The following is a 24,733-nucleotide window of genomic DNA, read 5'->3' as shown; positions in this document are numbered from 1 at the left end:
GAGCAAGCATGAGTACCTACAACATCCCACTGCCGGACGGCTTTATTTTGGGTGCGGCAGCATCGGCGTGGCAAACCGAGGGTTGGAGCGGCAAGAAGCCGGGGCAGGATTCGTATCTGGATGCCTGGTATACCAACGATCGTCATGTCTGGCATAACGGTTACGGTCCGGCGGTGGCGACGGATTTTATCAACCGCTTCCGCGAAGATGTCGCGCTGATGAAAGCGGCAGGTTTGACGCACTATCGCACTTCGATCAACTGGTCACGCTTTCTCACCGATTATGAAAACGCGGTGGTGGATGAGGAATACGCGGCCTATTACGACCAACTGATTGATGAAATGCAGCGCAACGGTATTGAACCGATGTTGTGCCTTGAACATTACGAACTTCCGGCACAGTTGCTGGAGCAGTACGGCGGCTGGCAGTCAAAGCATGTGGTGGAGCTGTTTACCCGCTATGCCGCGCAGGTTTTTGCCCGCTATGCCGGAAAAGTGACGCGCTGGTTTGTCTTCAACGAACCGATTGTGGTGCAGACCCGTGTCTATCTGGATGCGTTGCGCTGGCCGTATGAGCAGAACACCCACAAATGGATGCAGTGGAATCACCATAAAAATCTCGCGACGGCGAAGGTGGTGCAACTGTTCCGCCAGCAGGGCTATAGCGGCACGGTGGGGACCATCCTCAACCCGGAAGTCACTTATCCGCGCTCGTCGGCGGCGCATGATGTTAAAGCGGCGAAGATCTATGACCTGTTCTACAACCGGGTGTTTCTCGACCCGGCGATCAAAGGGGAGTATCCCGTCGAGCTGGTGCAGTTGCTGGAAAAGCACCAGGTGCAATGGGAGGTAACGCCCGAGGAACTGGCGATTATCGCGGCCAACACCGTCGATGAGGTCGGGTTAAATCTCTACTATCCGCACCGGGTAAAAGCCCCGTCGCGCGCCTGGCATCCGGAAACGCCATTCCATCCCGCTTATTACTACGAACATTTCGAGTTACCAGGCCGCCGCATGAATACCTCGCGGGGTTGGGAAATTCAGCCGCGCATCATCTATGACATGGCACAACGCATGAAGGAGGAGTACGGCAACCTGCCGTGGTTTGTAGCGGAAAGTGGTATGGGCATTGAAAACGAAGCCCGTTTTAAAGACGCACAGGGGGAAATTCAGGACGACTACCGTATCGCCTTTATTGCCGAGCATCTGTATCAGGCGGTGCGCGCCAGGGAGGCGGGCAGCAATTGTCAGGGTTATATGCTGTGGGCCTTCACCGATAACGTCTCGCCAATGAATGCGTTTAAAAACCGCTACGGATTAATTGAAATTGACCTGGATAACCAACGCCAGCGGCGAATGAAAAAGTCGGCGCACTGGTTTCGTCAGCTGCGCGACAGCCAACAGCTGACAGTCAACATTGATGATGAAATGAAATAAGGACGCGAAGATGAAACGAATCGTACTGGCTTGCGCTGCGGGTATGTCGACCTCTATGGTGGTGACCCGCATGGAAAAAGAGGCAGCGGCACGCGGTCTTGAGTATCAAATCTATGCCATCCCGGAGCAAAACCTGCGGGAAGAGTTACAAAACTACGGCAACGAGGTGGCGGTGGTGCTGCTCGGCCCACAGGTGCGCTTTAAGCTGGAGGAGAACAAAAAGCTCACTGACAGCTATCAGCTGCCGATTGCGGTGATCGACACCGTTGCTTACGGTACGCTGAATGGTGCAAAGGTACTCGATCAGGCGCTGGCTTTGGTACACTAGCGGCCAGATTGCAGACAGGTTGCAGCCTGCCAGGGAGGCGGTTGCAACCTTGCGCGCCATGATGCAAAAAGGTGAAAGCGTGGAAAAAGCCGAAGCGCCACAAGAGAAAAAGCAGTATCAGGAAATTGGTCAGCATCTGCGCCAGCAAATCATTGATGGGCATTACCCGGTTGGCTCACGTCTGCCGCCGGAGCGTCAGTTGGCCGAAACCTGGGGCGTCAGCCGTACCATCGTGCGAGAAGCCTTATTGATGCTGGAGCTGGAAGGGACGGTGGATATCCGTCAAAGCTCTGGCGTGTATGTGATGCGCATACCTTCCGACAGCGATGACGCGGAAGAGGCGTTTTTCCGCAGCGATGTTGGCCCGTTTGAGATGTTGCAGGCACGTCAGTTGCTGGAAAGCAACATTGCCGCGTTTGCCGCCAAAATGGCGACCAAAGCCGACATTGAAAACCTGCGCCGCACCCTTGAGCAGGAGCAGCGCGCTATCGCGCTCAATGACAGCAGCCAGGACAACGATAAGTTATTCCATCTGCTGCTGGCCGGGGCGACACAAAACCAGATGCTGCTGGACACCGTGACCAGCGTCTGGCGACATCATGAGGCCAGCCTGCTGTGGCAGCAGTTGCGCCCGCAGTTCGAAACCCGCGCTTATCGTCTGAAGTGGCTGGGCGATCATCAAACGATCCTTGCTGCGTTACGCCGCCGGGATGTGATGGGTTCGTGGCAGGCGATGTGGCAGCACCTGGAAAATGTGAAAAATACCCTGCTGGAGTTGTCCGATGCCGATGCGCCGGATTTTGACGGCTATTTGTTTGAATCGGTGCCGATCTTTCAGGGAAAATTGATGTAATGCAGATCCTGCCATTGAATGAAGTGCCGCAATTTGCCGAACAGATAACCGACTGGTTGTGGCAGGCGTTTGGCGCCGGGACCACGCGCGAGTTCTACGCCAGCATTGTGCAGAGCAGCCTGAACGGCGCTGATTTTCCTGTCACTTTTGTCGCGCTTGATGCGGGGCGGGCGGTTGGCACCGTGGGTTTCTGGCGTTGTGATTTGATCAGCCGCCAGGATCTCTATCCGTGGCTGGCGGCGTTGTATATCGATGAAAATGCCCGCGGGCAGGGTGTCAGCCAGGCGCTGCAACAACATGTTATCCACTACGCCCGGCAGCGTGGCTATAACCGGCTGTGGCTATGGTCAACCTTCGCCGGTTATTACGAGCGTTTCGGCTGGCAGTTTGCGGGCGAGGCGCTGGAGTACCCCGCAATCCCCGTGCGGGTTTATCAACGAAAGCTGTCGTAGCGGCGCGATTTATCGCGCAAATCCGAGCGCGATTTATCGCTCAATTCGGTGCACGGTGTAGGAAAAATCCGCGCGATAAATCGCGCCGCTACGGGAGGGGGTTAAGCGCGATTTAGGCGGAACGCCCCCACCAGCCGTGAGACATGCTCCGCCTGTTCCTGCAACGACTGTGACGCCGCCGACGCCTGCTCCACCAGCGCGGCGTTCTGCTGCGTCACATCATCCATTTGATCAATCGCCCGATGCACCTGGCTGATCCCCTGGCTTTGCTCTGCTGCCGCGGTAGAGATTTCACTGACCAGGCTGTTGACCTTTGATATCACCTCGTTGACGGATTGGATGCTATCGCCCACCTGCGCTGCCTGCTGGGCGCCGGACTCAATCAAATTGGTTGAGGCTTCAATCAGCGTTTTAATTTCGCGCGCGGCAGTGGTGGAACGATGCGAGAGATTCCGCACTTCCCCGGCCACCACGGCAAACCCTTTACCGTGCTCCCCGGCGCGCGCGGCTTCTACTGCTGCGTTGAGGGCCAGGATATTGGTTTGAAACGCAATGCCCTCAATCAGCCCGGTAATGTCTTTTACTTTCAGGGCGCTCAGATGAATGTCATTCATAGTGCTGAGCATGGTATTCAGCGACTCGGTGCTTTGCTGCGACAGGCTGCTGGCGTTATCCGCCAGTTGGGTAGCATCGCGGGTGTGATCGGCGGTCTGACGTACCGTTTCACTCAGCTCGGTCATGCTGGACGCGGTCTGCTCCAGCGAGGCCGCCTGTTGTTCGGTGCGGGCAGAGAGGTCTTCATTACCGGCGGCAATTTGCGTTGAGGCGCTGCTCACTGAGCTGGCGGCGCTGTTCACCGCCGTCAGGGCCTGCGAAATATGGCGCATCAGCTTGTTAAAGGAACCCGCCATTTTGCTTACTTCATCATTGCGGCTCTCATCCGCTTCGAGCGTGAGATCGAGATGTTGCATGGCCTGCGCCATGATGGAGGAGATGTTATTCAGGCTGCGACGGATTTGCTTAATGGTCAGCAAGGCAAACACCACAATCATCAACACCGCCACGGTGATACCCGCCACCGTCGCCCAACTGACAAAATGGAAAATGGTGCGGTTGGTGGTACGGAGTTGATCTCCCATCGCCATATTCAGCGTCATCTGTTGGCGATAACCGGCAATCAGCTTTTGCAGTGTGCCGCCGACACCGTTAGCATTTGCCAGCACGTTCGGTTGATTAGCTTTTACCGCGTCGAGAAACGCGGGCAGACGCTGGCTCATCAGGTTAAGGGTGTCCGTCGCCTGTTGCGCCAGTTGGGCGTCTTTATCATCGGCGATATGGTTGTTCTGGTAAGCCTGCTGTTGGTCGCGAATGCCGGCGATCTGTTGCGTCAGCTGTGATTCAAGCGAATCTGTCGGGCTGTTTTGATATTGATACAAACTGAGCCACAGTTGTTGGCTACGGTCAGTGAGGTCACTCAGCAGTTTGATTGAGGGAATGGCGCGGCTTTGTACATTCTCGAAACGATCCTGAAACCCGCTGATAAAGCTGATAGCCAGCGTCCCCTGCGCGATGATAACCGCGGTGATAAAACCCAGAGCCAGAAGTAAACGTCTGGAAATGCTCATCTTTCCTCCTTAAATTTCTATCGATCCTTGCTGGCAAGGCCAGAAAAGTCCGGCACAGGTATCGGCAGAAACGTTAAGAAGATGAGGGATATTTAACAGTCGTATTCCAATTTTGTGATGAATGCCCAGGGCGATTTTCATCGCCCTTACGGATCACGATAAAATTTAACCCGGCCCGCTAACGGAATGGCGACGTACCAGCGTCGGACTGAACATATTGGTCACTTCCGGCATCGGCAAATCGTTTGCCAGCGCTAACGCCAGTTGAGCGGCTTGCTGCGCCATGGTCACAATCGGGTAACGTACCGTGGTCAGACGCGGGCGCACGTAGCGTGATACCAGCACATCGTCGAAACCAATCAGCGACATCTCTTCCGGCACGCGAATACCGTTATCGCTCAACACCGCCAGCGCGCCAGCGGCCATAGAATCGTTGTAACAGGCCACTGCGGTGAACTGCTTGCCGCGACCGAGGAGTTCGGTCATCGCCTGTTCGCCGCCAACTTCATCCGGTTCGCCCCAGGCAACCAGCCGATCATTACTCGGCAGACCATGTTCCTTCAACGCATCGTAATATCCCTGGAGGCGGTCTTCGGCGTCAGAAATGGTGTGGGTGGAACAGATGAAAGCAATCTGGGTATGGCCCTGTTGGATCAAATGGCGTGTCGCCAGCCAGGCACCGTAGCGGTCATCCAGCGCAATGCAGCGTGACTCAAACCCTTTCAGTAACCGATTCAGCAACACCATACCGGGGACTTGCTTCATCAGTTGCTCCAGATCGTCGTCCGGGATCTTCTTGGCGTGCACCACCAGCGCCGCGCAGCGATGGCGCATCAGTTGCTCAATCGCCTGACGCTCTTTTTGCTCGTTATGGTAACCGTTACCAATCAGCAAAAAGTTGCCGGTCTGGCCCGCCACTTCATCAACGGCTTTGACCATCGCACCAAAGAAGGGGTCGGAAACATCACCGACTACCAGGCCGAGTGTTTCGGTGGATTGCTGTGCCAGCGCGCGTGCGTTGGCGTTTGGGTGGTATTGCAACTGCTCCATTGCCTGAGTCACGGCGAGGCGTGAACTCTCGCTGGCCTTGGGGGAATTATTAATCACGCGGGATACGGTCGCGACCGAGACCCCAGCCATTCTGGCGACATCCTTAATGGTAGCCATGCATTAGCCTGCTTCCGGGAAAACGTTTACACATGCCTCCAGTGTTACGGAAATCCCCCAGCGTCGCAACCCGGCAGAATGCCAGCGCTGTCGCAAAAGTGCGGAAAATCAGACGCTCGCGGCAGGCTTTAGCCCGGCGCAGCCCCTATGTTATGCTGGCGGAACGAATCACACCTGCCTGCCGGACCCTAATCATGAAAACACGCGTGCCACATCTGGCGCACTGGGGCGCTTTTACCGCGGTGACGGAAAATGGCCGTCTCACCGGTTGCGAACCGTTCTTCGCCGATGCCGATCCTTCACCGATGCTGAATACCATCCCTGAGCTGGTTTATTCGGACAAACGTATTCGCCAGCCGATGGTGCGTCGTTCGTGGCTAAAATCCCGTGAGAACAGCGATCGCACGCTGCGTGGTCGCGAAGATTTTGTCGCAGTGGACTGGGACACCGCGCTGGATCTGGTGGCGGAGGAAAATCGCCGGGTGCGCGACCGTTACGGTGCATCAGGCATTTTTAACGGTTCCTATGGCTGGTCCTCAGCCGGACGCGTAAACCACGCACGCACGCTGATCCGTCGCTTCTATTTTCAGGGCGGCGGCGGGGTTGACCAGCAGGGCAACTACAGTTGGGGGGCGGCGCAGTTCTTTTTACCTTATGTGATTGGCACTTACATGCCGCTGACCGGCCGAGTCACCGACTGGCCGGATGTGGTGGAACATGCCGAGATCTTTATCGCCTTTGGTGGCCTGGCGCTGAAAAATGCTCAGGTAGCGTCCGGTGGCGCGGGGCAGCACAGCCTGAAACCGGCGCTGGAGCAACTGACCGCCAAGGGCACGCCGATCATTAACATCAGCCCGATGCGTGATGACTGCCCGGCGTTCGTCAATGCCGAGTGGATTCCAATTCGTCCCAATACCGATGTGGCGTTGATGCTGGCGCTGGGCTTTGAAATAACCCGGCGTCAGGCGGTGGATGAGGCGTTTCTTGCCAGCCACTGCACCGGTTGGCCGCAGCTACGCGCCTATCTGCTGGGCGAGAATGATGGCATTGCCAAAACGCCGGAATGGGCCAGCCAAATCACCGGCATCCCAGCCGCGCGCATTGCGTTACTAGCGCAACAACTGATTGGCAAACGCAGCTTTATCACCTGTTCTTATTCGGTACAGCGCGCCCATCGCGGTGAACAGCCCTACTGGATGATGATTGCGCTGTCGTCGATGCTGGGGCAGCCCGGTTTGCCTGGCGGCGGTTTCTCTTTTGGGCATGGTTCGATGAACAGCGTCGGCAACCCGCGTCAGGAAGGCCCGGCTCCGCTGATGAGTACCGGACCCAATCCGTCTGGTCTGTCGATTCCGGTGGCGCGCATCAGTGATATGTTGCTCAACCCCGGCCAGCCCTACAGCTTCCAGGGCGAGACGTTGCATTACCCGGATATCCATCTGGTGCATTGGGCGGGTGGCAACCCGTTCCATCATCATCAGCAACTGAATCGTCTGGTTGAAGGCTGGCAGCGCCCGGATACCGTGGTGGTGCAGGATATCGTCTGGACGCCAGCGGCGCAGATGGCGGATATCGTGCTACCTGCCACTACCACGCTGGAACGCAACGATATTGGCGGCTCCTCGCGCGATCGCTTTGTGCTGGCGATGCATCAGGCGATTAAACCGCAACATCAGGCGCGCCATGACTTTGATATCTTTGCCGATTTAGCCGATCGTCTTGGTTATCGCGAGGTGTTCACCGAAGGGCGCAATGAGATGCAATGGATTGAGCATCTCTATCAGCAGTGCGCGGTGGCGCATGCGCGCAAAGGGATCCACTTCCCGGAGTTTGGTGAGTTCTGGCAGCGTGGTTTTGTCGAAATCCCGCAGGGAGGCGCGCCTTACGTGTTTATGGATGCGTTTCGTGCCAACCCGGTGGCGAATCCGATTCAGACCGCCAGCGGCAAAATTGAACTGTTTTGCCAGACCATCGCGGATTACCAACTGGTGGATTTCGCCGGTCACCCGGAATGGCGTGAGCCGCAGGAGTGGCTGGGGGCAAGACTGAGCGAGCAGTTCCCGCTGCATATGATCTCGATTCAACCCTCCGATCGCCTGCACAGCCAGCTCGACGCTACCGCGACAGTGCAGGCCAACAAAACCGCCGGGCGTGAAACCCTGTATATGCATCCGCAGGATGCGGCGGCGCGTGCAATTAACGATGGCGACGAGATTGAAGTCAGCAACGCGCGTGGCCGCATGTTGGCAGGCGTGCGTGTAACCGATGGCCTGACACCGGGCGTGGTGATTATCTCGACCGGGGCCTGGTTTGACCCCGGCTTTGGCCGCGTCTGGCAGCCGTGGGACCGCGCCGGTAACCCGAATGTATTGACGCTGGATATTGGCACTTCGTCGTTAACCCAGGGGCCAAACGCCATGAGTTGCCTGGTGGAAATCAAAAAACATGAGGTTTGCACAATCCAGTAAGAATCTCATCGCTGGTTACATTTTGCGGGTAACTGTTGCGTTTGAGAGATGGCATCCCGTCTCTGCGCCTTGCTACAGTCAGGGTCCCAGAGGTATTGATGGGTGAACATCAAAAAGTTTTCTTGATTACACCGACCTGCGCAGATGCGCAGGTTTTTTTTGCCCGCACATTTCGCTAACGAACTGAAACACAGTTTTCCTGTTATCCCGCCTCGCGTTTCTTTATAACTGCTGCGTATAGCCCTAAATAATTCACGTTGTAGGAAGGCGGCAAGTGCGTGAATCCCAGGAAGCTTACTGTAGTAAGTGACTGGGGTGAATGCGCGCAGCCAACGCACCGACAACATGAAGTATGACGGGCATAGCCTGTTTATCTATTCCGCCGCGGTAATATCATGCCCCGAATAAAAAAATTTCTGGGAAAAGACCAGATTCAAGCTCCATTTAATCCCTTTCGTTTTCGCCTGATCTGTCTGGGTGTGCTCTCCTGTCTGGGCCTGTTGCTGGCACGCGTCGGCGATTTGCAGTTGATTAACCATCCGATGCTGGAACACGAAGCGGATCAGCGTTCACTGCGTACCGTGACGTTGCCGACTAACCGTGGCACCTTACTCGACCGCGATGGTGAAGCGCTGGCACTGAGCGTGCCATCGCGCGATATCATCGCTGACCCGATGCGGGTGCTGGAGAGCAACCCGGACTTTACCAGCGCCAAATGGGCCTACCTGGCGAATGCGCTGAATATGCGCCCGGACCAACTGGCGCAGCAGATTGTGGCCAACCCGAAAAAACGCTTCCTCTATCTCGGGCGAAAAATTGAACTGAGTATCGCCAAAGATATTGCCGCGCTGAAGCTCAAAGGCATCAGCTCGGTGTATGACGACAGTCGTTTCTACCCGATGAGTGAAGCCGCAGCCCCGTTGATTGGTATCGTTGGCGCGGATAACAACGGTCTGAACGGCCTGGAAAAAGGCTTTGATCGCCTGTTACATGGCGAAGAGGGTAAAGAGGTTTATCGCCAGGATAAAAATGGCGACATCATCTCGATGATTGATTACCAGCCACCGCAGCAGCCGCCGACGGTGCAACTGAGTATCGACAAATTTGACCAGTACACGCTGTTTAGCAAGTTGCGCGACGGCGTGTTGCTCAACAAGGCCGATTCCGGTGCTGCGGTGTTGGTGAAAATCGATACCGGGGAAATTCTGGCGATGGCCTCCTATCCGTCGTTCAACCCCAACAACTATGACGATGCTACCCCGGCGCAGATGCGTAACTCGGCGATTAACGACAGTTACGAACCCGGTTCCACCGTGAAGCCGTTGGTGGTGCTGGAAGGTCTGGAGCGTCATCTGGTGCGCCCTGACTCGGTGATTGATACCTCTCCTTATTCGGTCAACGGCCATCTGATCCGCGACGTCGGCCACTGGCCGCGTCTGACCATGACCGGGATTTTGCAGAAATCGAGTGATATCGGTGTTTCCCATATCGCGCTGGCGATGCCTGCGGAAGCGCTGGTCAATACCTATCAGGCCTTTGGCCTCGGTAAACCTACCGGGCTGGGGCTGACCGGTGAAAGTGTCGGTTACTTCCCGCTGCATCGTGAACGTTGGGCGGATATTGAACGCGCCACCTTTGCCTTCGGCTACGGCCTGCGCGTTACGCCACTGCAAATTGCGCGTGAATACGCCACTCTCGGCTCCTATGGCATCTACCGACCGTTATCGATAACTAAGGTGACGCCGCCGGTGTTGGGCACCCAGGTGGCCGATGCACAAATGGTACAAACCGTGGTGCATATGCTGGAGAGCGACGTCCTGCCGGGCGGCACCGGGGTGAAAGCGGCGGTGCCGGGCTATCGTCTGGCGACCAAAACCGGTACCGCAGAGAAAATGGGGAGCAGCGGCAAGTACGATGGCGGTTACGTCAACTACACCGCCGGCATTGCGCCTGCCAGCCATCCTGAAGTGGCGCTGGTGGTGATGATCAACCATCCAACCGCCGGGGATCACTTTGGTGGTTCGGTAGCCGCACCGGTATTCGGCAACATTATGGGGCCGGTGCTGAAGCATATGAACATCGCGCCGGATGCGATCTACAGTAAACCGACACCAGATAAATCTTAATGAAATCAGGATGTAAACGAGATTGCGGAGTTTTCACACCTCGTTGCATTTCCCTGAATTCGGTTGCGTTTTCCGGCTGTCGTCATCACACCGATGATGCGAGGATGAAAGTCCCAGAGGTATTGATTGGTGTGAAGAATGGCAGCCGATGCTGCTCACCCTGTTCAGTTGCACCGACCCACGCAGATGCGTGGGTTTTTTTTTATCTGCGATACCAGGCCAAACCGCTTGTTATCGTCCTGCTTAATCGTTCACACCTCTTATCTATCTCTTAACGTTCCGCCGCCAACAAAAAAATATCTCGTCGTGTAACGTATTACCTAACGCACCGCGATGTCGCATTCCATCAAGGTCCGCCAGCCCCTTACTGTGTTGGTAGCGCAGGTAAGGGGCGTATTTATTGCCTTTGTTGAGTCGACAACCCTATGCCAAAACTCAAAGACAGAACGCCGAAAGGCGAGGGCCGCTCAGCGGCTTTTCAGCTGCGTATTCATCCTGAATTACATAATCAGCTACGTGAACTGACCGATGACGACAATGTGACCTTGTCCTGTTGGTTAAAGGATCTGGCACGACGTGAATTACGTCGTCGTGGCATTGAGCCGAAAGGGTAATTAGCGCGATAAATCGCGCCGCTACATCAGGGGACAAAGTTTAGCAGTGGCGCTAAAAGTCGACGATCCCGTAGCGGCGCGATTTATCGCGCGATAACTTCTATGCATACCCGAAAACCCGCGAAAAGCTAAAAAACACAGCGATTTATCGCACGAAAGGTTTACCATTTTCGTTTCGAAAATATGTTTTACGCAACCTTAACAGCTGCGCCATTGCCTCCTGCCTACAATGACTTTCCTTGAGAGTAATCATTCTCATTACTTTCCCCAATCTTGTTGAGAAAAACTATGCGCCTGAAACTTCTTTCTGCCAGCGTGGTGTTTTTACTGGCAGCCTGTGATCAGGGTGGAGCGACACCCGCCGCGTCTGCGACACCGCAAGTCGGCGTTGTTACTCTGAAAACCGAACCCGTAACGCTGGTCACGCAATTGCCTGGCCGTACCAATGCGGTTCGTACCGCTCAGGTGCGCCCGCAGGTCAGTGGTGTGATCCAAAAAATCCTCTTCACCGAAGGTGGGGAAGTCAAAGAGGGGCAGCCGTTGTATCAGATTGATCCGGCGACCTATAAAGCGTCTTATGACAAAGCGATGGCGACCTGGCAAAACGACGCGATGGTTGCGAAACGCTATCAGCCGCTGGCTGCCGCCCATGCCATCAGTCAGCAGACCTACGATGACGCGGTGGCTGCGGAGCGTGAAGCTAAAGCTGATGTGGAAACCGCCAAGGTCAACCTCGACTACACCCTGGTAAAAGCGCCGATCTCCGGGCATATCAGCCGTTCGCTCTACACTGCCGGTGCGCTGGTGACCAGCGGGCAGACGGACTACCTTGCCACCATTACGCAGCTCAACCCGATCTATGTCGATGTGAATGAGTCCGCCACCGATCTGCTGCGTCTGCGCCGGGCACTGGCGGAAGGCAAAATTGCCAAAGTGGGTGACAACACCGCGGCGGTGGGTCTGACGCTGGAAGATGGCAGCAAATATAGCGAACAAGGCAAACTGGCCTTCTCGGAAGTCAACGTTGATACCGCCACCGGCACCGTGGTGCTGCGAGCCGTGTTCCCGAACCCCAATAACGAATTGCTGCCAGGCATGTATGTCCATGCCAGCTTCCCGCAGGGTATCCAGCAGCAGGGCATTTTGGTGCCGCAGGAATCCATCATGCATGACACCAAAGGGCAGCCTTATGTCTATGTGGTGAAAAGCGACAACACCATCGCACAGCGCAGCATCAGCACCGGCGAAATGATCCACGGCGAGTGGCTGGTTACCGGTGGTCTGCAAGAGGGGGAAAATGTGGTGGTGAATAACCTGCAAAGTGTTCGCAGCGGCGTCAAAGTGACCACCACCGCCGCCAATACCAATGACACGCCATCCGCTAATGCCGTCAGCCTCTCCATGACTGATGCTGCGGCACAATAAGGGGGCGTCATGTCTAAGTTTTTTATTGAACGCCCGATATTTGCATGGGTTATCGCGATCATTGTGATGCTGGTAGGGGCGATTGCGACGCTCAATCTGCCGGTTAACCAGTATCCGAATATCTCGCCTCCGGCGGTTTCCATCTCCGTTACCTATCCCGGTGCCAGTGCCGAAACCACGCAGAACACCGTGGTGCAGGTGATTGAGCAGCAGCTCAACGGTCTGGACGGCTTACGCTATCTGGAGTCGAGCAGTGCGTCGGACGGTAGTGCGCAGATCATCGCTACCTTTAATCAGGGCATTAACCCGGATATCGCCCAGGTACAGGTGCAGGACCGTGTGTCCCTGGCCGAATCTCAGCTACCGACTGATGTGACACAGCAGGGCATCCGTATCCGTAAGTACCAGAAAAACTTCATGATGGTGGTGGGGTTGATCTCGAAAGACGGCAAGCTGACCAACGGCGACCTGGCCGATATGCTGGTGTCGAAGCTGGAAGATCCGATTTCACGTACTCCCGGTGTCGGCGACTTTATGGTGCTGGGTTCAGAATACGCCATGCGTATCTGGCTCGATCCGGCCAAGTTGTATAAGTACAACCTGATGCCAAGCGATGTCAGTACGGCTATCGATAACCAGAACGTGCAGGTTTCTTCCGGTTCGTTGGGCGGGCTGCCAACGATTCAGGGTGCCAAAACCCAGGCGACCGTGCTGGGCAAAACCCGTTTCACCACGGTGAAACAGTTTGAAAACGTGCTGCTGAAAGTAAACAGCGACGGCTCGCAAGTGCGCCTGAAAGATGTGGCGTCCGTGGCCCTTGGTCCACAGAGCTACGGCATTGATGCCACCCTGAACGGTAAGCCTGCGGCCGGTATCGCGCTGCGTCTGGCGACCGGTGCTAACGAACTGAACACCGCCAAAGCAGTACGTCAGACCATTGCTGACCTGAAAGACGCCTTGCCGGATAACGTGGAAGTCACCTATCCCTACGACACCTCGCCGGTGGTGAGTGCCTCCATCGAAGAAGTGGTGAAAACCCTGATCGAAGCGGTCATCCTGGTGTTCTTCGTGATGTTGGTGTTCCTGCAAAACCTGCGCGCGACCCTGATCACCACCCTGGTAGTGCCGGTGGTGCTGCTGGGGACATTCGGTATCCTCGCCGCCTTTGGTTACAGCATTAACACCCTGACGATGTTCGGGATGGTGCTGGCGATAGGGCTATTGGTGGATGATGCCATCGTGGTGGTGGAGAACGTCGAGCGTGTGATGCACGAAGAAAAGCTCGATCCGAAAACCGCCACCATTAAATCGATGCAGCAGATTCAGGGGGCGTTGTTCGGTATCGCGCTGGTGCTGTCGGCGGTACTGCTGCCGATGGCCTTCTTCTCTGGTTCGACCGGGGTTATCTATCGTCAGTTCTCGATCACCATTGTGTCCGCAATGGCGTTGTCGGTGATTATGGCGTTGATCTTTACCCCGGCGCTCTGTGCCACCTTCCTGAAAGCCAGTTCGGCAGAACACAAAACTACCGGGTTTGCCGGTTGGTTTAACCGTAAATTCGACAGTGGCGCGATGCACTACACCCGTGGGGTGAATAAAGTGATCTCGCGTCGTGGCCTGTTTTTGGTGGTGTATCTGGTGATTGTGGGCGTGACCGGCTTCCTGTTTACCCGTGTGCCGACCACCTTCCTGCCGAACGAAGACCAGGGTCTGATGATGGTGCAGATGACCTTGCCGGTAAACTCGTCGTCGCAGCGTACCCAGCAGGTCATCAACGATCTGAATGATTATCTTCAGAAAAATGAAGCCTCGGTGGTGACCACCACTTTTGGCGTGGCAGGGTTTAACTTCGCCGGTCGCGGGCAGAGTAACGCTATGGCGTTTGTGCGCCTGAAGGACTGGGGGGAACGTACCCACAGCGGCCAGAGCGTGCAGGATTTGGCGAACCGGGTCATGGCTCACTTCGCCAACTACAAAAACGCCAAAATCTTCGCCATGGTACCGCCTGCGGTAATGGAACTGGGGAACGCCACCGGTTTTGACCTCTACTTGCAGGATACGGGCGCGCACACCCACCAGCAGATGATGGATGCCACGCATCAGCTGATTGATCTGGCAAACAAAGATCCACGTCTGGCTCAGGTGCGTATGAATGGCCTGGAAGATGAACCGCAGTATCAACTGGAGATCAATGACGAGAAAGCCAGCGCGCTGGGCCTGAGCATGACCGACATTAATAACACCCTGTCGGTGGCCTGGGGTTCGAGCTATATCGACCAGTTTATGTATAACGGCCGCGTGAAAGAGGTCTATCTGATGGGGAAAGCGGATTCGCGTGTCACGCCGTCCGACCTCAATAAATGGTACTTCCGTAACTCCAGCGGCACCATGGTTCCGTTCTCCGCATTTGCCTCGGGTAAATGGGTATATGGTTCGCCCCACTTCGAACGTTTCAATGGCCTGACGGCGGAAGAGATTCTTGGTTCCCCGGCACCGGGTAAGAGTACCGGTGAAGCGATGAAAGCCGTAGAAGATCTGGCAAAACAGTTGCCGAGCGGCTTCCGTGTGCAGTGGTACGGCATCTCCTATGAGGAACAGGCTTCCGGTAACCAGACCACGCAGCTGTATGCCATCTCGATTCTGGTGGTATTCCTGTGTCTCGCCGCGCTGTATGAAAGCTGGTCGATTCCGTTCTCGGTGATTCTGGTGGTGCCACTCGGCGTGCTGGGTACCATCTGCGCCGTGTTGCTGCGCGGCTTGCAGAACGACGTGTTCTTCCAGGTTGGGTTATTAACCACCGTCGGACTGGCGGCGAAGAACGCCATATTGATTGTTGAATTTGCCAAGGAACTGCACGAACGGGAAGGTAAGAGCCTGATTGAGGCGGCGGTGGAAGCAGCACGCCTGCGTATCCGTCCGATTATCATGACCTCGATGGCCTTTATCCTCGGAGTCCTGCCGCTCACCATCTCTAACGGTGCCGGCGCGGGCAGTCAGCACTCCATCGGTACGGCGGTAGCGGGCGGGATGATTACCGCAACCTTCCTCGCCATCTTCTTTGTGCCGATGTTCTACGTGGTGGTGTCGCAATTCTTTGCGCGTAAGAAAAAAGCATCCGTAGAGGGGGTGCAGCATGATAACTAAAACCTTCAATTGGGCGTTGCTGCCGCTGGCCGCCGCACTGGGCTTAACCGGTTGTACTATGGAGCCGCATTACCAGCGGCCATCCATGCCAGTGGATGCGCGTTACGATCAACCCACGGCGGTGGGCAACGTCGCGGATTTGCCGTGGCAGAACTTCTTTAATGACGCGACGATGCGCAACCTGATTCAGCTCTCGCTCGACAACAACCGCGATCTGCGTGTGGCGGCATTAAACGTGGAAGAAGCGCGTAACGATGTGACGGTGCAGCGTGCGGCGTTGATGCCATCGATTGACGCCACCGCCAGTCAGACCTCGGCGCATGAGCCGGGTAATCTGTACAACACCAAAACCACCGGTCCGGTGACCTATCACGAGCTGAACGCCGGTCTGGGCGTTACCTCGTGGGAGCTGGATTTCTTTGGTCGTTTGCGCAGCCTGCGTGATCAGGCTCAGGAAACGTATCTCTCCACGGCGGCCACGGAACGCGCCACCCGCATCTCGCTGATCTCCGAAGTCGCGACCGCATGGCTGACCTTGTGTTCGGATAATGATCTGCTGCATCTGGCACAGAACACCGCGCAGAGCCAGCAGGACTCGTACCGTCTGACCAAAATGAGTTACGACGGCGGCGTCAGCAGCGATCAGGATCTGGCGGAAGCGGAAAGCACGGTGCGCGCCGCCGAAGCCGACGTTGCCAGCTACACACGTCAGGTGCGTCAGGATGTCGATGCGCTGCGGCTGTTGGTCGGCACCGATTTACCGGTATCGCTGTTGTCACATGCCACGCTGGACGCAAACTGGCAGTTCCCGGCCACGCCTGCCGGGTTGCCGTCAGATTTGCTGACGCGTCGCCCGGATGTGATGGCGGCTGAGCACACCCTGAAAGCGGCTAACGCCAATATTGGCGCGGCGCGTGCCGCCTTCTTCCCGAGTATCACGCTGACCGCCTCCGGCGGATCAACCAGTAGCTCGTTGGGCAGTTTGCTGGGCGGTGGCACCGGAGCCTGGTCGTTTGTGCCGTCAATTAATCTGCCGATTTTTGACGGTGGCAAAAACGAAGCCAACCTGAACATCGCGCATATCGAGAAACGCATCGAGATCGCCAACTATGAGAAAGCGATCCAGACCGCGTTCAAAGAAGTGAACGATGCGCTGGCGGGGCAGGACACCTGGCAGGATCAAATGACGGCCCTGCAAAAAGAGGTAGGTGCGAACCAGCGCGACTACGACTATTCTGAATTGCGTTATAAGCAGGGCGTTGATAATTATCTCAATGTGTTAGTCGCCCAACGTTCGCTTTACAGTGCGCAACAGTCGTTGATCAGCGCGCATCTGGGCCAGTTAAGCCAGAAAATCACGCTGTACAAGGCATTGGGTGGCGGCTGGAAAGCCTGAGGTTCTTAACGGAATCCTTACGGTTTGAGCATGGAAAAAATCCTGCTCTTCCGCCGATAATACGCCCGGTAATGATTTACCTTTGAAATAATCCCCTGCTTTTCAGGGGATTTTCCATTTATCTGATGACCTGAAGAACCTAATGAAGACCAACGTACCTCGCTCCGCTTTCTCTCGCTGGCTGAAATGGCTGCTGCTGTTAGTTGTGCTGTTAATTGTCGCTGGCGTGATCTGGCGCGTAGTCGGGGGGCATGCGCCGGGTGGTATGCCATCGGGTGGTGAACGTGGCGGTCGTGGTGGTCATCGTCCGGCCGGTGGTCCTCCGGGCATGGCGATGATGATGGGCGGTGCAACCCTGGTGCATAGCGGTGTGGCCAGTACGGCGGATGTGCCGGTCTACCTCAATGCATTGGGTACGGTAATCCCCAACGCCAGCGTAACCGTCACCAGTCGGGTGGCGGGCCAGCTGGAAAAAGTCTACTTCACCGAAGGACAAAAAGTGGCAGCGGGCCAGTTGCTGGCGCAGATCGATCCGCGCAGTTATCAGGCGACGCTGGCGCAATATCAGGGCGATCTGGCACAGAACCAGGCGTTACTGAAAAGCGCAGAGCTGACGCTGACACGCTACAAAAAACTCTATGCGCAGGACTCGCTGGCGCGTCAGGATCTCGACACGCAAACCGCCACGGTTGGCCAGTATCGGGGGGCGGTGGCTGCCGATGAAGCGCAGATCGCCAGCGCCAAACTGGATATCGAATATTCTCGCATCACCTCGCCGGTCAGTGGTCGCGTCGGCTTACGCCTGGTCGATCCCGGTAATATGATCCAGACCACCGACACCACCGGCATTGTGGTGGTGACGCAGATGCAACCGGCGGCGGTGACCTTTAGCGTGCCGCAGAGCAATATCCCGCAGCTGACCAAAGCGCTGCACAACAATCAGAGCCTGCCAGCGACGGCATTTGATCAGGACAACACCACGGTGCTGGCGCAGGGTGACGTGCGCTATATCGGTAACCAGATCGACACCAGCACCGGCACCATCGAACTGAAAGCCAGCTTCCCGAACGAAGACGAGTCGCTGTTTGCTAACCAGTTCGTCAACCTGCGTCTGCAAACCGATACGCTGAAAAATGCCACGGTGATCCCGGCGCAGGCATTGCAGTTGAGTAGCGACGGCAGCTTTGTGTTCATCATCAACAAAGACAACACCGTGACGCGCAAAGCGGTCACCACCGGCCCTGCCTTCGGTGAGGATCAGCAGGCGATCCTGAAAGGGGTTGAACCGGGCGATCGTCTGGTGACGGAAGGTATCGATCGCCTGACCGACGGCAGTAAAGTGACGCTGGCCGATGAGAGCAAACCGACTGCGACCGCCGAGGCCAAATGAACCCGTCACGCCTGTTTATCCAGCGTCCGGTCGCTACCATCCTGTTGATGGTCGGCGTGCTGATCTCTGGCATCTTCGCTTATAAGTTTCTTTCCACCTCGGCGCTGCCGCAGGTGGATTACCCCACCATCCAGGTGACCACCTTGTATCCCGGTGCCAGCCCGGATGTGATGGCTTCTTCCGTCACCTCGCCGCTGGAGCGCCAGCTCGGACAGATGGCGGGGCTGAGCCAGATGACCTCTACCAGCTCCGGCGGTTCGTCGATCATTACCCTGAAGTTCAGCCTCGATCTGTCGCTGGACGTGGCCGAGCAGGAAGTTCAGGCGGCAATTAACGCTGCCAACAACCTGTTGCCGAGTGATTTGCCTAATCCGCCGACCTATAAAAAGGTCAACCCGGCAGACAGCGCGGTGATCACCCTGGCGGCCAGCTCCGATACGCTGCCGCTTACCCAGGTTCAGGATCTGGTGAATACCCGCGTGGCACTGAAGCTGTCGCAGATCTCCGGCGTCGGTATGGTGACGCTGGCGGGCGGCCATCAACCGGCCATCCGCGTGCAGATGGATCCAAGAGCGCTGGCGGCGCACAACCTGACGCTGGAAGACGTCAACACCCTGATCAGTAACGGCAACGTTAACGGTTCGAAAGGGGGCTTTGACGGCAAATATCACTCCGTCACCATCGATGCTAACGACCAGCTTCGCACCGCCGAAGAGTACGGCAACCTGATTATCACCTACCAAAACGGTGCTGCGCTGCGCCTGAAGGATATCGCCCATATCGAACAGGGGCCGGAAAACAGCTTCCAGTCGGCCTGGGCCAACAACAGCCCGGCGATTGTGATCAGCGTGCAGCGTCAGCCTGGGGCGAATGTGATTCAGGTGGTAGATGCGATCAAAGCCAAATTGCCGACCTTGCAGGCCGCACTGCCAGATGGCGTGAAGATGAGCATCCTGTCGGATCGTACGCAAACCATTCGCGCTTCGATCAGCGACGTGCAGTTTGAGTTGATGCTGTCGGTGGCGCTGGTGGTGATGGTGACCTTCCTGTTCCTGCGCAATATCGCGGCGACGCTGATCCCCAGCGTGGCGGTGCCGCTGTCGTTGATTGGCACCTTTGGCGTGATGTATCTGGCCGACTTTAGCCTGAATAACCTGTCGCTGATGGCGCTGACCATCGCCACCGGCTTCGTAATTGACGATGCCATCGTGGTGGTGGAAAACATCTCGCGGCGGCTGGAGGAGGGCGAAACGCCAATGCAGGCGGCGTTGAAAGGATCACAGCAGATTGGTTTTACCATTATCTCGCTGACCTTCTCGCTGATTGCGGTGCTGATCCCGCTGCTGTTTATGGGCGATGTGGTCGGGCGTCTGTTCCGCGAATTTGCTATCACCCTTGCGGTATCGATTCTGGTGTCGATGATAGTGTCGCTGACGCTCACCCCAATGCTGTGTGCTTATTTGTTGCAGCATATCCCGCCGGAGAAACAATCGCGCTTCTCGCGCAAGGGCGGCGAGTTCTTTGACAAATTAATTCGCGGTTATGACCGCATGCTGACCATCGTCCTTAACCACCAGAAGCTGACGTTGCTGGTGGCGCTGGCAACCTTCGCGCTTACCGCGTTGCTGTACATCGCTATCCCGAAAGGCTTTTTCCCGACGCAGGATACTGGCCTGATTCAGGGTGTGACCATCGCGTCGCAGGATGTGTCCTTTAATGAGATGTCGAAACGTCAGCAGGCGCTGGCGCAGGTGATTCTGAAGAATCCTTCGGTGGAAAGCCTCTCCTCCACCATCGGCATCGACGGCACCAATACCAGCCTTAACAGCGGCAGCATTCAGATCAACCTCAAACCGTTTGGCGAGCGTGATGATAAAGCCGACGTGGTCATTAAGCAGCTGCAACAAGCCGCCGCGCAGGTGACGGGTATTCAGCTTTATCTGCAACCGGCGCAGGATCTGACGGTCAACGATCAGGTCACACCGAATCAGTATCAGTTCACCCTCGACGATGCCGACAGCGAAAACCTGGTGAAATGGACGCCACAACTGGTTGCTGCGTTACAGAAACGCCCGGAATTTAACGGCGTGGTGAGCAATTTGCAGGATCAGGGGCGCGTGGCGTACGTGGAGCTGAACCGCGACAAAGCTGCGCGCTATGGCATTACCGCCGCCGATGTCGATACCGCGCTGTATAACAGCTTTGGTCAGCGTCTGGTTTCCACCATCTTTACCCAGGCGAACCAGTATCGCGTGGTGCTGGAGGTGGCGCCGCGTTTCCAGCAGTCGCCAGCCTCGTTCGACGATGTCTGGCTGCCCTCGACCACCAGCACCAGCGATAGCAGCACCAGCAGCAGCACCACGACATCATCGTCCAGCAGCACCACGAGCAGCTCGACCTCCAGCAGTTCTGATTCGAGCAGCAGCACCACCACCGGTATGGTGAAACTGACCTCGATCGCCACCATTCATCAACGCACCGGTTCACTGATGCATATGCGCCTGAACCAGTTCCCGGCGGTGATGGTGTCGTTCAACCTCAACAGCGACTATTCGCTGGAGGATGCACAGAAAGCGATTGCCGACGTGACGCAACAACTGAATCTGCCTTCGAGCATCACCTTGCGTTATCAGGGCGAGACTTCCGCCTTCCAGAGCGCCACCAGTAACACGCTGTGGCTGATTCTGGCGGCGCTGATCACCATGTATGTGGTGCTGGGCATTCTGTATGAAAGCTTTATCCATCCGGTGACCATCCTCTCCACGCTGCCATCGGCGGCGGTCGGAGCGCTGTTGACGCTGCTGCTGGCTGGCAGCGAGTTCAGCCTGATTGCGTTGATCGGGGTGATCCTGTTGATCGGTATCGTGAAGAAGAACGCGATTATGATGATCGACTTTGCGCTGGAAGCGGAAAACAAACAGGGGATGAGTCCACGCGATGCTATTCATCAGGCGTGTTTATTGCGTTTCCGCCCGATTCTGATGACCACGATGGCGGCGCTGCTCGGTGCGTTGCCGCTGATGCTGGCCTCCGGCTCTGGCGCGGAACTGCGTCAGCCGCTCGGCCTGGTGATTGTCGGCGGATTGATCGTCAGCCAGGTGCTGACGCTGTTCTCCACCCCGGTGATCTACCTGTGGTTTGATGGTTGGGCGCAGCGCGGCAAGCGTTTCGTGCAACGCAAACAACAGCAGGCGCGAGGCGAGCAATGAATTTGACGCGGCTGTTTATCTTCCGCCCGGTTACCACCTTACTGCTGACGCTGTCGATCATGCTGCTCGGCCTGCTGGGCTACCGGTTGTTGCCGGTAGCGCCGCTGCCGCAGGTGGATTTCCCGACCATTATGGTCAGCGCCAGTCTGTCTGGCGCCAGCCCGGAAACCATGGCCGCCACGGTGGCGACACCGCTGGAGCGCTCGCTCGGCCAAATCGCCGGTATCACCGAGATGACCTCCAGCAGCTCGCAGGGTTCCAGTACCATTATTTTGCAGTTTGAACTGGACCGCGATATCAACGGCGCAGCGCGTGATGTGCAGGCGGCGATTAACGCGGCACGCAGTTTGCTGCCCAGTTCAATGGAATCGCTACCGACCTATCGCAAAGCCAACCCGTCGGATGCGCCGATTGTGATGCTGGCGCTGGTATCGGCGACCCGTACCCCTGGTGAACTCTACGATCTGGCGGAGAGCAAGATTGAGCAGGCGGTAAGCCAGGTGCAAGGGGTGGGTGAAGTGTCGCTGATGGGCAGTGCGCTGCCTGCGGTGCGTATCGACCTGCAACCGCAGAAACTGACGCAGTACGGAATCTCGCTGGACACGGTGCGTACCGCCATTGCCGACAGCACCACCAACCTGCCGAAAGGTATCCTGCAAGGCAACAGCCAATCCTGGGTGGTGGACAGCAACGGCCAACTGGATAAAGCGGCGCAGTACCGCAATCTGATCATCACTTATAAAGACGGCAAAGCGGTACGCCTGCATGATGTCGCCACCGTCTATGACTCGATAGAAGACAAGTACCAGGCCGGTTTCCTTAACGCTACCCCGTCGGTGATGGTGGGGATTAAGCGCCAGGCGGGGGCTAACATGCTCGATACCATCGACGCCATCAAAGCCCAGTTGCCGGAGCTGGAAAAAGATCTGCCCGCCGATACCCAGTTGAAGGTGGTGGTAGACCGTTCTCCGACGGTGCGCGAATCTCTGTACGACACCGAAGAGACGCTGTTGATTGCCGTGATGCTGGTGATTGCGGTGGTGTTTATCTTCCTGCGTAACGTGCAGGCGGTAGTAATCCCGGCGCTGGCGTTGCCGGTGTCGCTGATTGGCACCTGTGCGGTGATGTATTTACTTGGCTATAGCCTCGATAACCTGTCACTGATGGCGCTGATCATCTCCACCGGTTTTGTGGTCGATGATGCGATTGTGGTGCTGGAAAATATCACCCGCCATATCGAAGAAGGGCTGAGCCCGCTGCGTGCCGCCTTACGGGGTGCGCAGGAGGTGAGTTTCACCGTGCTGTCGATGACCATGTCGTTGATTGCGGTGTTTATTCCTATCTTGTTGATGGGCAGCATTGTCGGGCGTCTGTTCCGTGAATTTGCGGTAACCCTGACCATCTCGCTGCTGATCTCGATGTTTGTCTCGCTCAGCCTGACGCCGATGTTGTGCGCGCGCCTGCTGAAGGCCAAACCGAAAGTCACCCAACGCCCGCACCCGGTGTATCAGTTCATTGAAAACCAGCTCAATGCGCTGCTGGCCGCCTACTCGCGCGGTCTGGCGTGGGTGATGGCACACCAGAAAATCACCATGTTTAGCCTGGTGCTGACCGTGCTGCTCAACCTGTTTCTCTATTCGGTGGTACAGAAGGGCTTCTTCCCCAACCAGGATACCGGCCTGCTGATGGGCGCGTTGCGCGCCGACCAGAACATCTCGTTCCAGGCAATGAAGCCGAAGATGCTGGAGTTCACCAAAATCATCCAGTCCGACCCGGCGGTGGAGAGCGTGATGTCATCGATGGGGAGCGGCATGTTTGGTTCGCGTAACAGCGCCAACTTCTTTGTGCGTCTGAAGGATTTTGATCAGCGCAGCGCGACCGCGACCGAAGTGGCTAACCGCCTGAGCATGAAAACCAGCCATATTGCCGGTGGGCAGATGTTCCTGATGGCGGCGCAGGATCTGCATATTGGTGGCCGTAGCGCCAACGCCACCTATCAATACAGCTTACAAGCCGACGATCTTGACCTGCTGCGTACCTGGACACCCAAAGTGCAGGCGGCGCTGGCAGCGATCCCGCAGCTAAACAGCGTCGATTCCGACTCGCAAACCGGCGGTCAGGAAGTGGTGATCAACATCGATCGCGATCGGGCGAAGATGCTGGGCGTGAACGTGCAGATGATCGACACCATGCTGAATAATTCCTTCAGCCAGCGACAAATTGCCACGCTGTACCACACGCTCAACCAATACCATGTGGTGATGTCGTTGCAGGATAGCTACACCCGTGACCCGGACATTTTGCAACAGTTGTTTGTGGTGAATGACAGCGGCAATCGCGTGCCGCTTTCGGCATTCGCCACCTTTAAGGGCGGCAACGCGCCGTTGTCGGTGGCGCATCAGGGTCAGTCAGCCACCAGCACCATCGCCTTTAACCTCAATGACGGCGTCTCGCTGGAACAGGCGCAGGCGCTGATTAAGCAGGCGATGGCGAAACTGGGCCTGCCTTCGACGATCCAGGCGGGCTTTGCCGGGACGGCGGCGGCCTTTGCCCAACTGACGGCCACCATGCCGTGGTTGATTCTGGCAGCGCTGGCGGCGGTGTATATCGTGCTGGGCGTGTTGTATGAAAGCTATATCCACCCGATCACCATCCTGTCGACGCTGCCCTCGGCGGGGGTGGGGGCGCTGTTGCTGCTGTTGCTGACCAATACGCAACTGACGGTGATTGCGCTCATTGGCATCATCTTGTTGATCGGTATCGTGAAAAAGAACGCCATTATGATGATCGACTTCGCCATCGATGCGGAGCGCCGCCTTGGTCTGACGCCACAACAGGCGATTACGCAGGCCTGTCTGATGCGCTTCCGTCCAATCATGATGACCACGTTGGCGGCGTTCTTTGGTGCCTTGCCACTGGCGCTGGGCAGCGGTGGTGACGCCGATCTGCGTAGCCCGCTTGGTATGGCGATTGCCGGTGGTCTGGCGCTCAGCCAACTTCTTACCCTGTTTACCACGCCGGTTGTTTATCTCTGGCTCGATAGTCTGAGCCGCGCCACGAAACGTCAGTGGCGGCGGTTGCGTCATGCGGAATCCTGATC

General features: G+C 56.6%; 15 protein-coding genes. 13 read left to right on the top strand and 2 right to left on the bottom strand.

Annotated features, from left to right (window positions below; all coding sequences use genetic code 11):
* Positions 1-8 precede the first annotated feature (8 nt).
* The 4 genes from L579_RS12500 to L579_RS12485 all read left to right on the top strand — a co-directional run bounded on the left by L579_RS12500 (position 9) and on the right by L579_RS12485 (position 3,069).
* A complete protein-coding gene (locus L579_RS12500; RefSeq protein WP_021184598.1) occupies positions 9-1,436 on the top strand; it encodes a glycoside hydrolase family 1 protein in 1,428 nt (475 codons plus the stop codon).
* Positions 1,437-1,446: 10 nt separating this feature from the next.
* Complete coding sequence (locus tag L579_RS12495; protein ID WP_021184597.1) at positions 1,447-1,764, top strand: PTS sugar transporter subunit IIB; 318 nt, start codon at positions 1,447-1,449, stop codon at positions 1,762-1,764.
* Between the two features lie 79 nt (positions 1,765-1,843).
* Positions 1,844-2,617, top strand: coding sequence for an FCD domain-containing protein (locus tag L579_RS12490; protein WP_036626588.1), 774 nt, complete (start codon positions 1,844-1,846; stop codon positions 2,615-2,617).
* Positions 2,617-3,069 carry a GNAT family N-acetyltransferase gene (locus L579_RS12485; protein ID WP_021184595.1) on the top strand — a complete coding sequence of 151 codons (453 nt, stop codon included), beginning with the start codon at positions 2,617-2,619 and terminating at the stop codon, positions 3,067-3,069. Before L579_RS12490 ends, L579_RS12485 begins: the two co-directional genes overlap by 1 nt.
* A gap of 101 nt (positions 3,070-3,170) precedes the next feature.
* On the opposite strand, the gene L579_RS12480 is transcribed toward L579_RS12485, so the two are convergent.
* Both L579_RS12480 and galR read right to left on the bottom strand, forming a co-directional pair.
* The gene (locus L579_RS12480; RefSeq protein ID WP_021184594.1) at positions 3,171-4,694 is read right to left on the bottom strand and encodes a methyl-accepting chemotaxis protein; all 1,524 of its coding nucleotides are present in this window, start codon (positions 4,692-4,694) and stop codon (positions 3,171-3,173) included.
* 165 nt (positions 4,695-4,859) lie between these two features.
* Positions 4,860-5,861 (bottom strand): HTH-type transcriptional regulator GalR, encoded by a 1,002-nt coding sequence (gene galR, locus L579_RS12475; protein WP_036626566.1) that lies wholly within the window; start codon positions 5,859-5,861, stop codon positions 4,860-4,862.
* Positions 5,862-6,055: 194 nt separating this feature from the next.
* On the opposite strand from galR, the gene L579_RS12470 reads away from it, so the two are divergent.
* From L579_RS12470 to L579_RS12430, 9 genes are all read left to right on the top strand, one after another.
* A complete protein-coding gene (locus L579_RS12470) occupies positions 6,056-8,329 on the top strand; it encodes a molybdopterin-dependent oxidoreductase (protein ID WP_021184592.1) in 2,274 nt (757 codons plus the stop codon).
* A gap of 395 nt (positions 8,330-8,724) precedes the next feature.
* Entirely contained in the window at positions 8,725-10,455 is a 1,731-nt protein-coding gene (locus tag L579_RS12465) for a penicillin-binding transpeptidase domain-containing protein (protein WP_021184591.1), read from the top strand.
* A gap of 425 nt (positions 10,456-10,880) precedes the next feature.
* A complete protein-coding gene (locus L579_RS12460) occupies positions 10,881-11,069 on the top strand; it encodes a hypothetical protein (RefSeq protein ID WP_021184590.1) in 189 nt (62 codons plus the stop codon).
* A 288-nt stretch (positions 11,070-11,357) separates the two neighbouring features.
* Complete coding sequence (locus tag L579_RS12455) at positions 11,358-12,494, top strand: efflux RND transporter periplasmic adaptor subunit (protein WP_021184589.1); 1,137 nt, start codon at positions 11,358-11,360, stop codon at positions 12,492-12,494.
* A 9-nt stretch (positions 12,495-12,503) separates the two neighbouring features.
* Positions 12,504-15,638 (top strand): efflux RND transporter permease subunit, encoded by a 3,135-nt coding sequence (locus tag L579_RS12450; protein WP_021184588.1) that lies wholly within the window; start codon positions 12,504-12,506, stop codon positions 15,636-15,638.
* A complete protein-coding gene (locus L579_RS12445; RefSeq protein ID WP_021184587.1) occupies positions 15,628-17,034 on the top strand; it encodes an efflux transporter outer membrane subunit in 1,407 nt (468 codons plus the stop codon). The genes L579_RS12450 and L579_RS12445 overlap by 11 nt, the downstream gene beginning before the upstream one ends.
* A 142-nt stretch (positions 17,035-17,176) precedes the next feature.
* Positions 17,177-18,424 (top strand): MdtA/MuxA family multidrug efflux RND transporter periplasmic adaptor subunit, encoded by a 1,248-nt coding sequence (locus L579_RS12440; protein WP_021184586.1) that lies wholly within the window; start codon positions 17,177-17,179, stop codon positions 18,422-18,424.
* A complete protein-coding gene (locus L579_RS12435; RefSeq protein ID WP_021184585.1) occupies positions 18,421-21,633 on the top strand; it encodes an efflux RND transporter permease subunit in 3,213 nt (1,070 codons plus the stop codon). The genes L579_RS12440 and L579_RS12435 overlap by 4 nt, the downstream gene beginning before the upstream one ends.
* Positions 21,630-24,731: an efflux RND transporter permease subunit gene (locus tag L579_RS12430; RefSeq protein ID WP_021184584.1), complete on the top strand. Its 3,102-nt coding sequence runs from the start codon at positions 21,630-21,632 to the stop codon at positions 24,729-24,731. Before L579_RS12435 ends, L579_RS12430 begins: the two co-directional genes overlap by 4 nt.
* Positions 24,732-24,733: the final 2 nt, after the last annotated feature.

It is taken from the genome of Pantoea sp. AS-PWVM4 (assembly GCF_000468095.1).
In the GTDB taxonomy this organism is placed as follows: Bacteria; Pseudomonadota; Gammaproteobacteria; order Enterobacterales; family Enterobacteriaceae; genus Pantoea; species Pantoea phytobeneficialis.
This window is presented reverse-complemented; position numbering and strand designations above follow the sequence as displayed.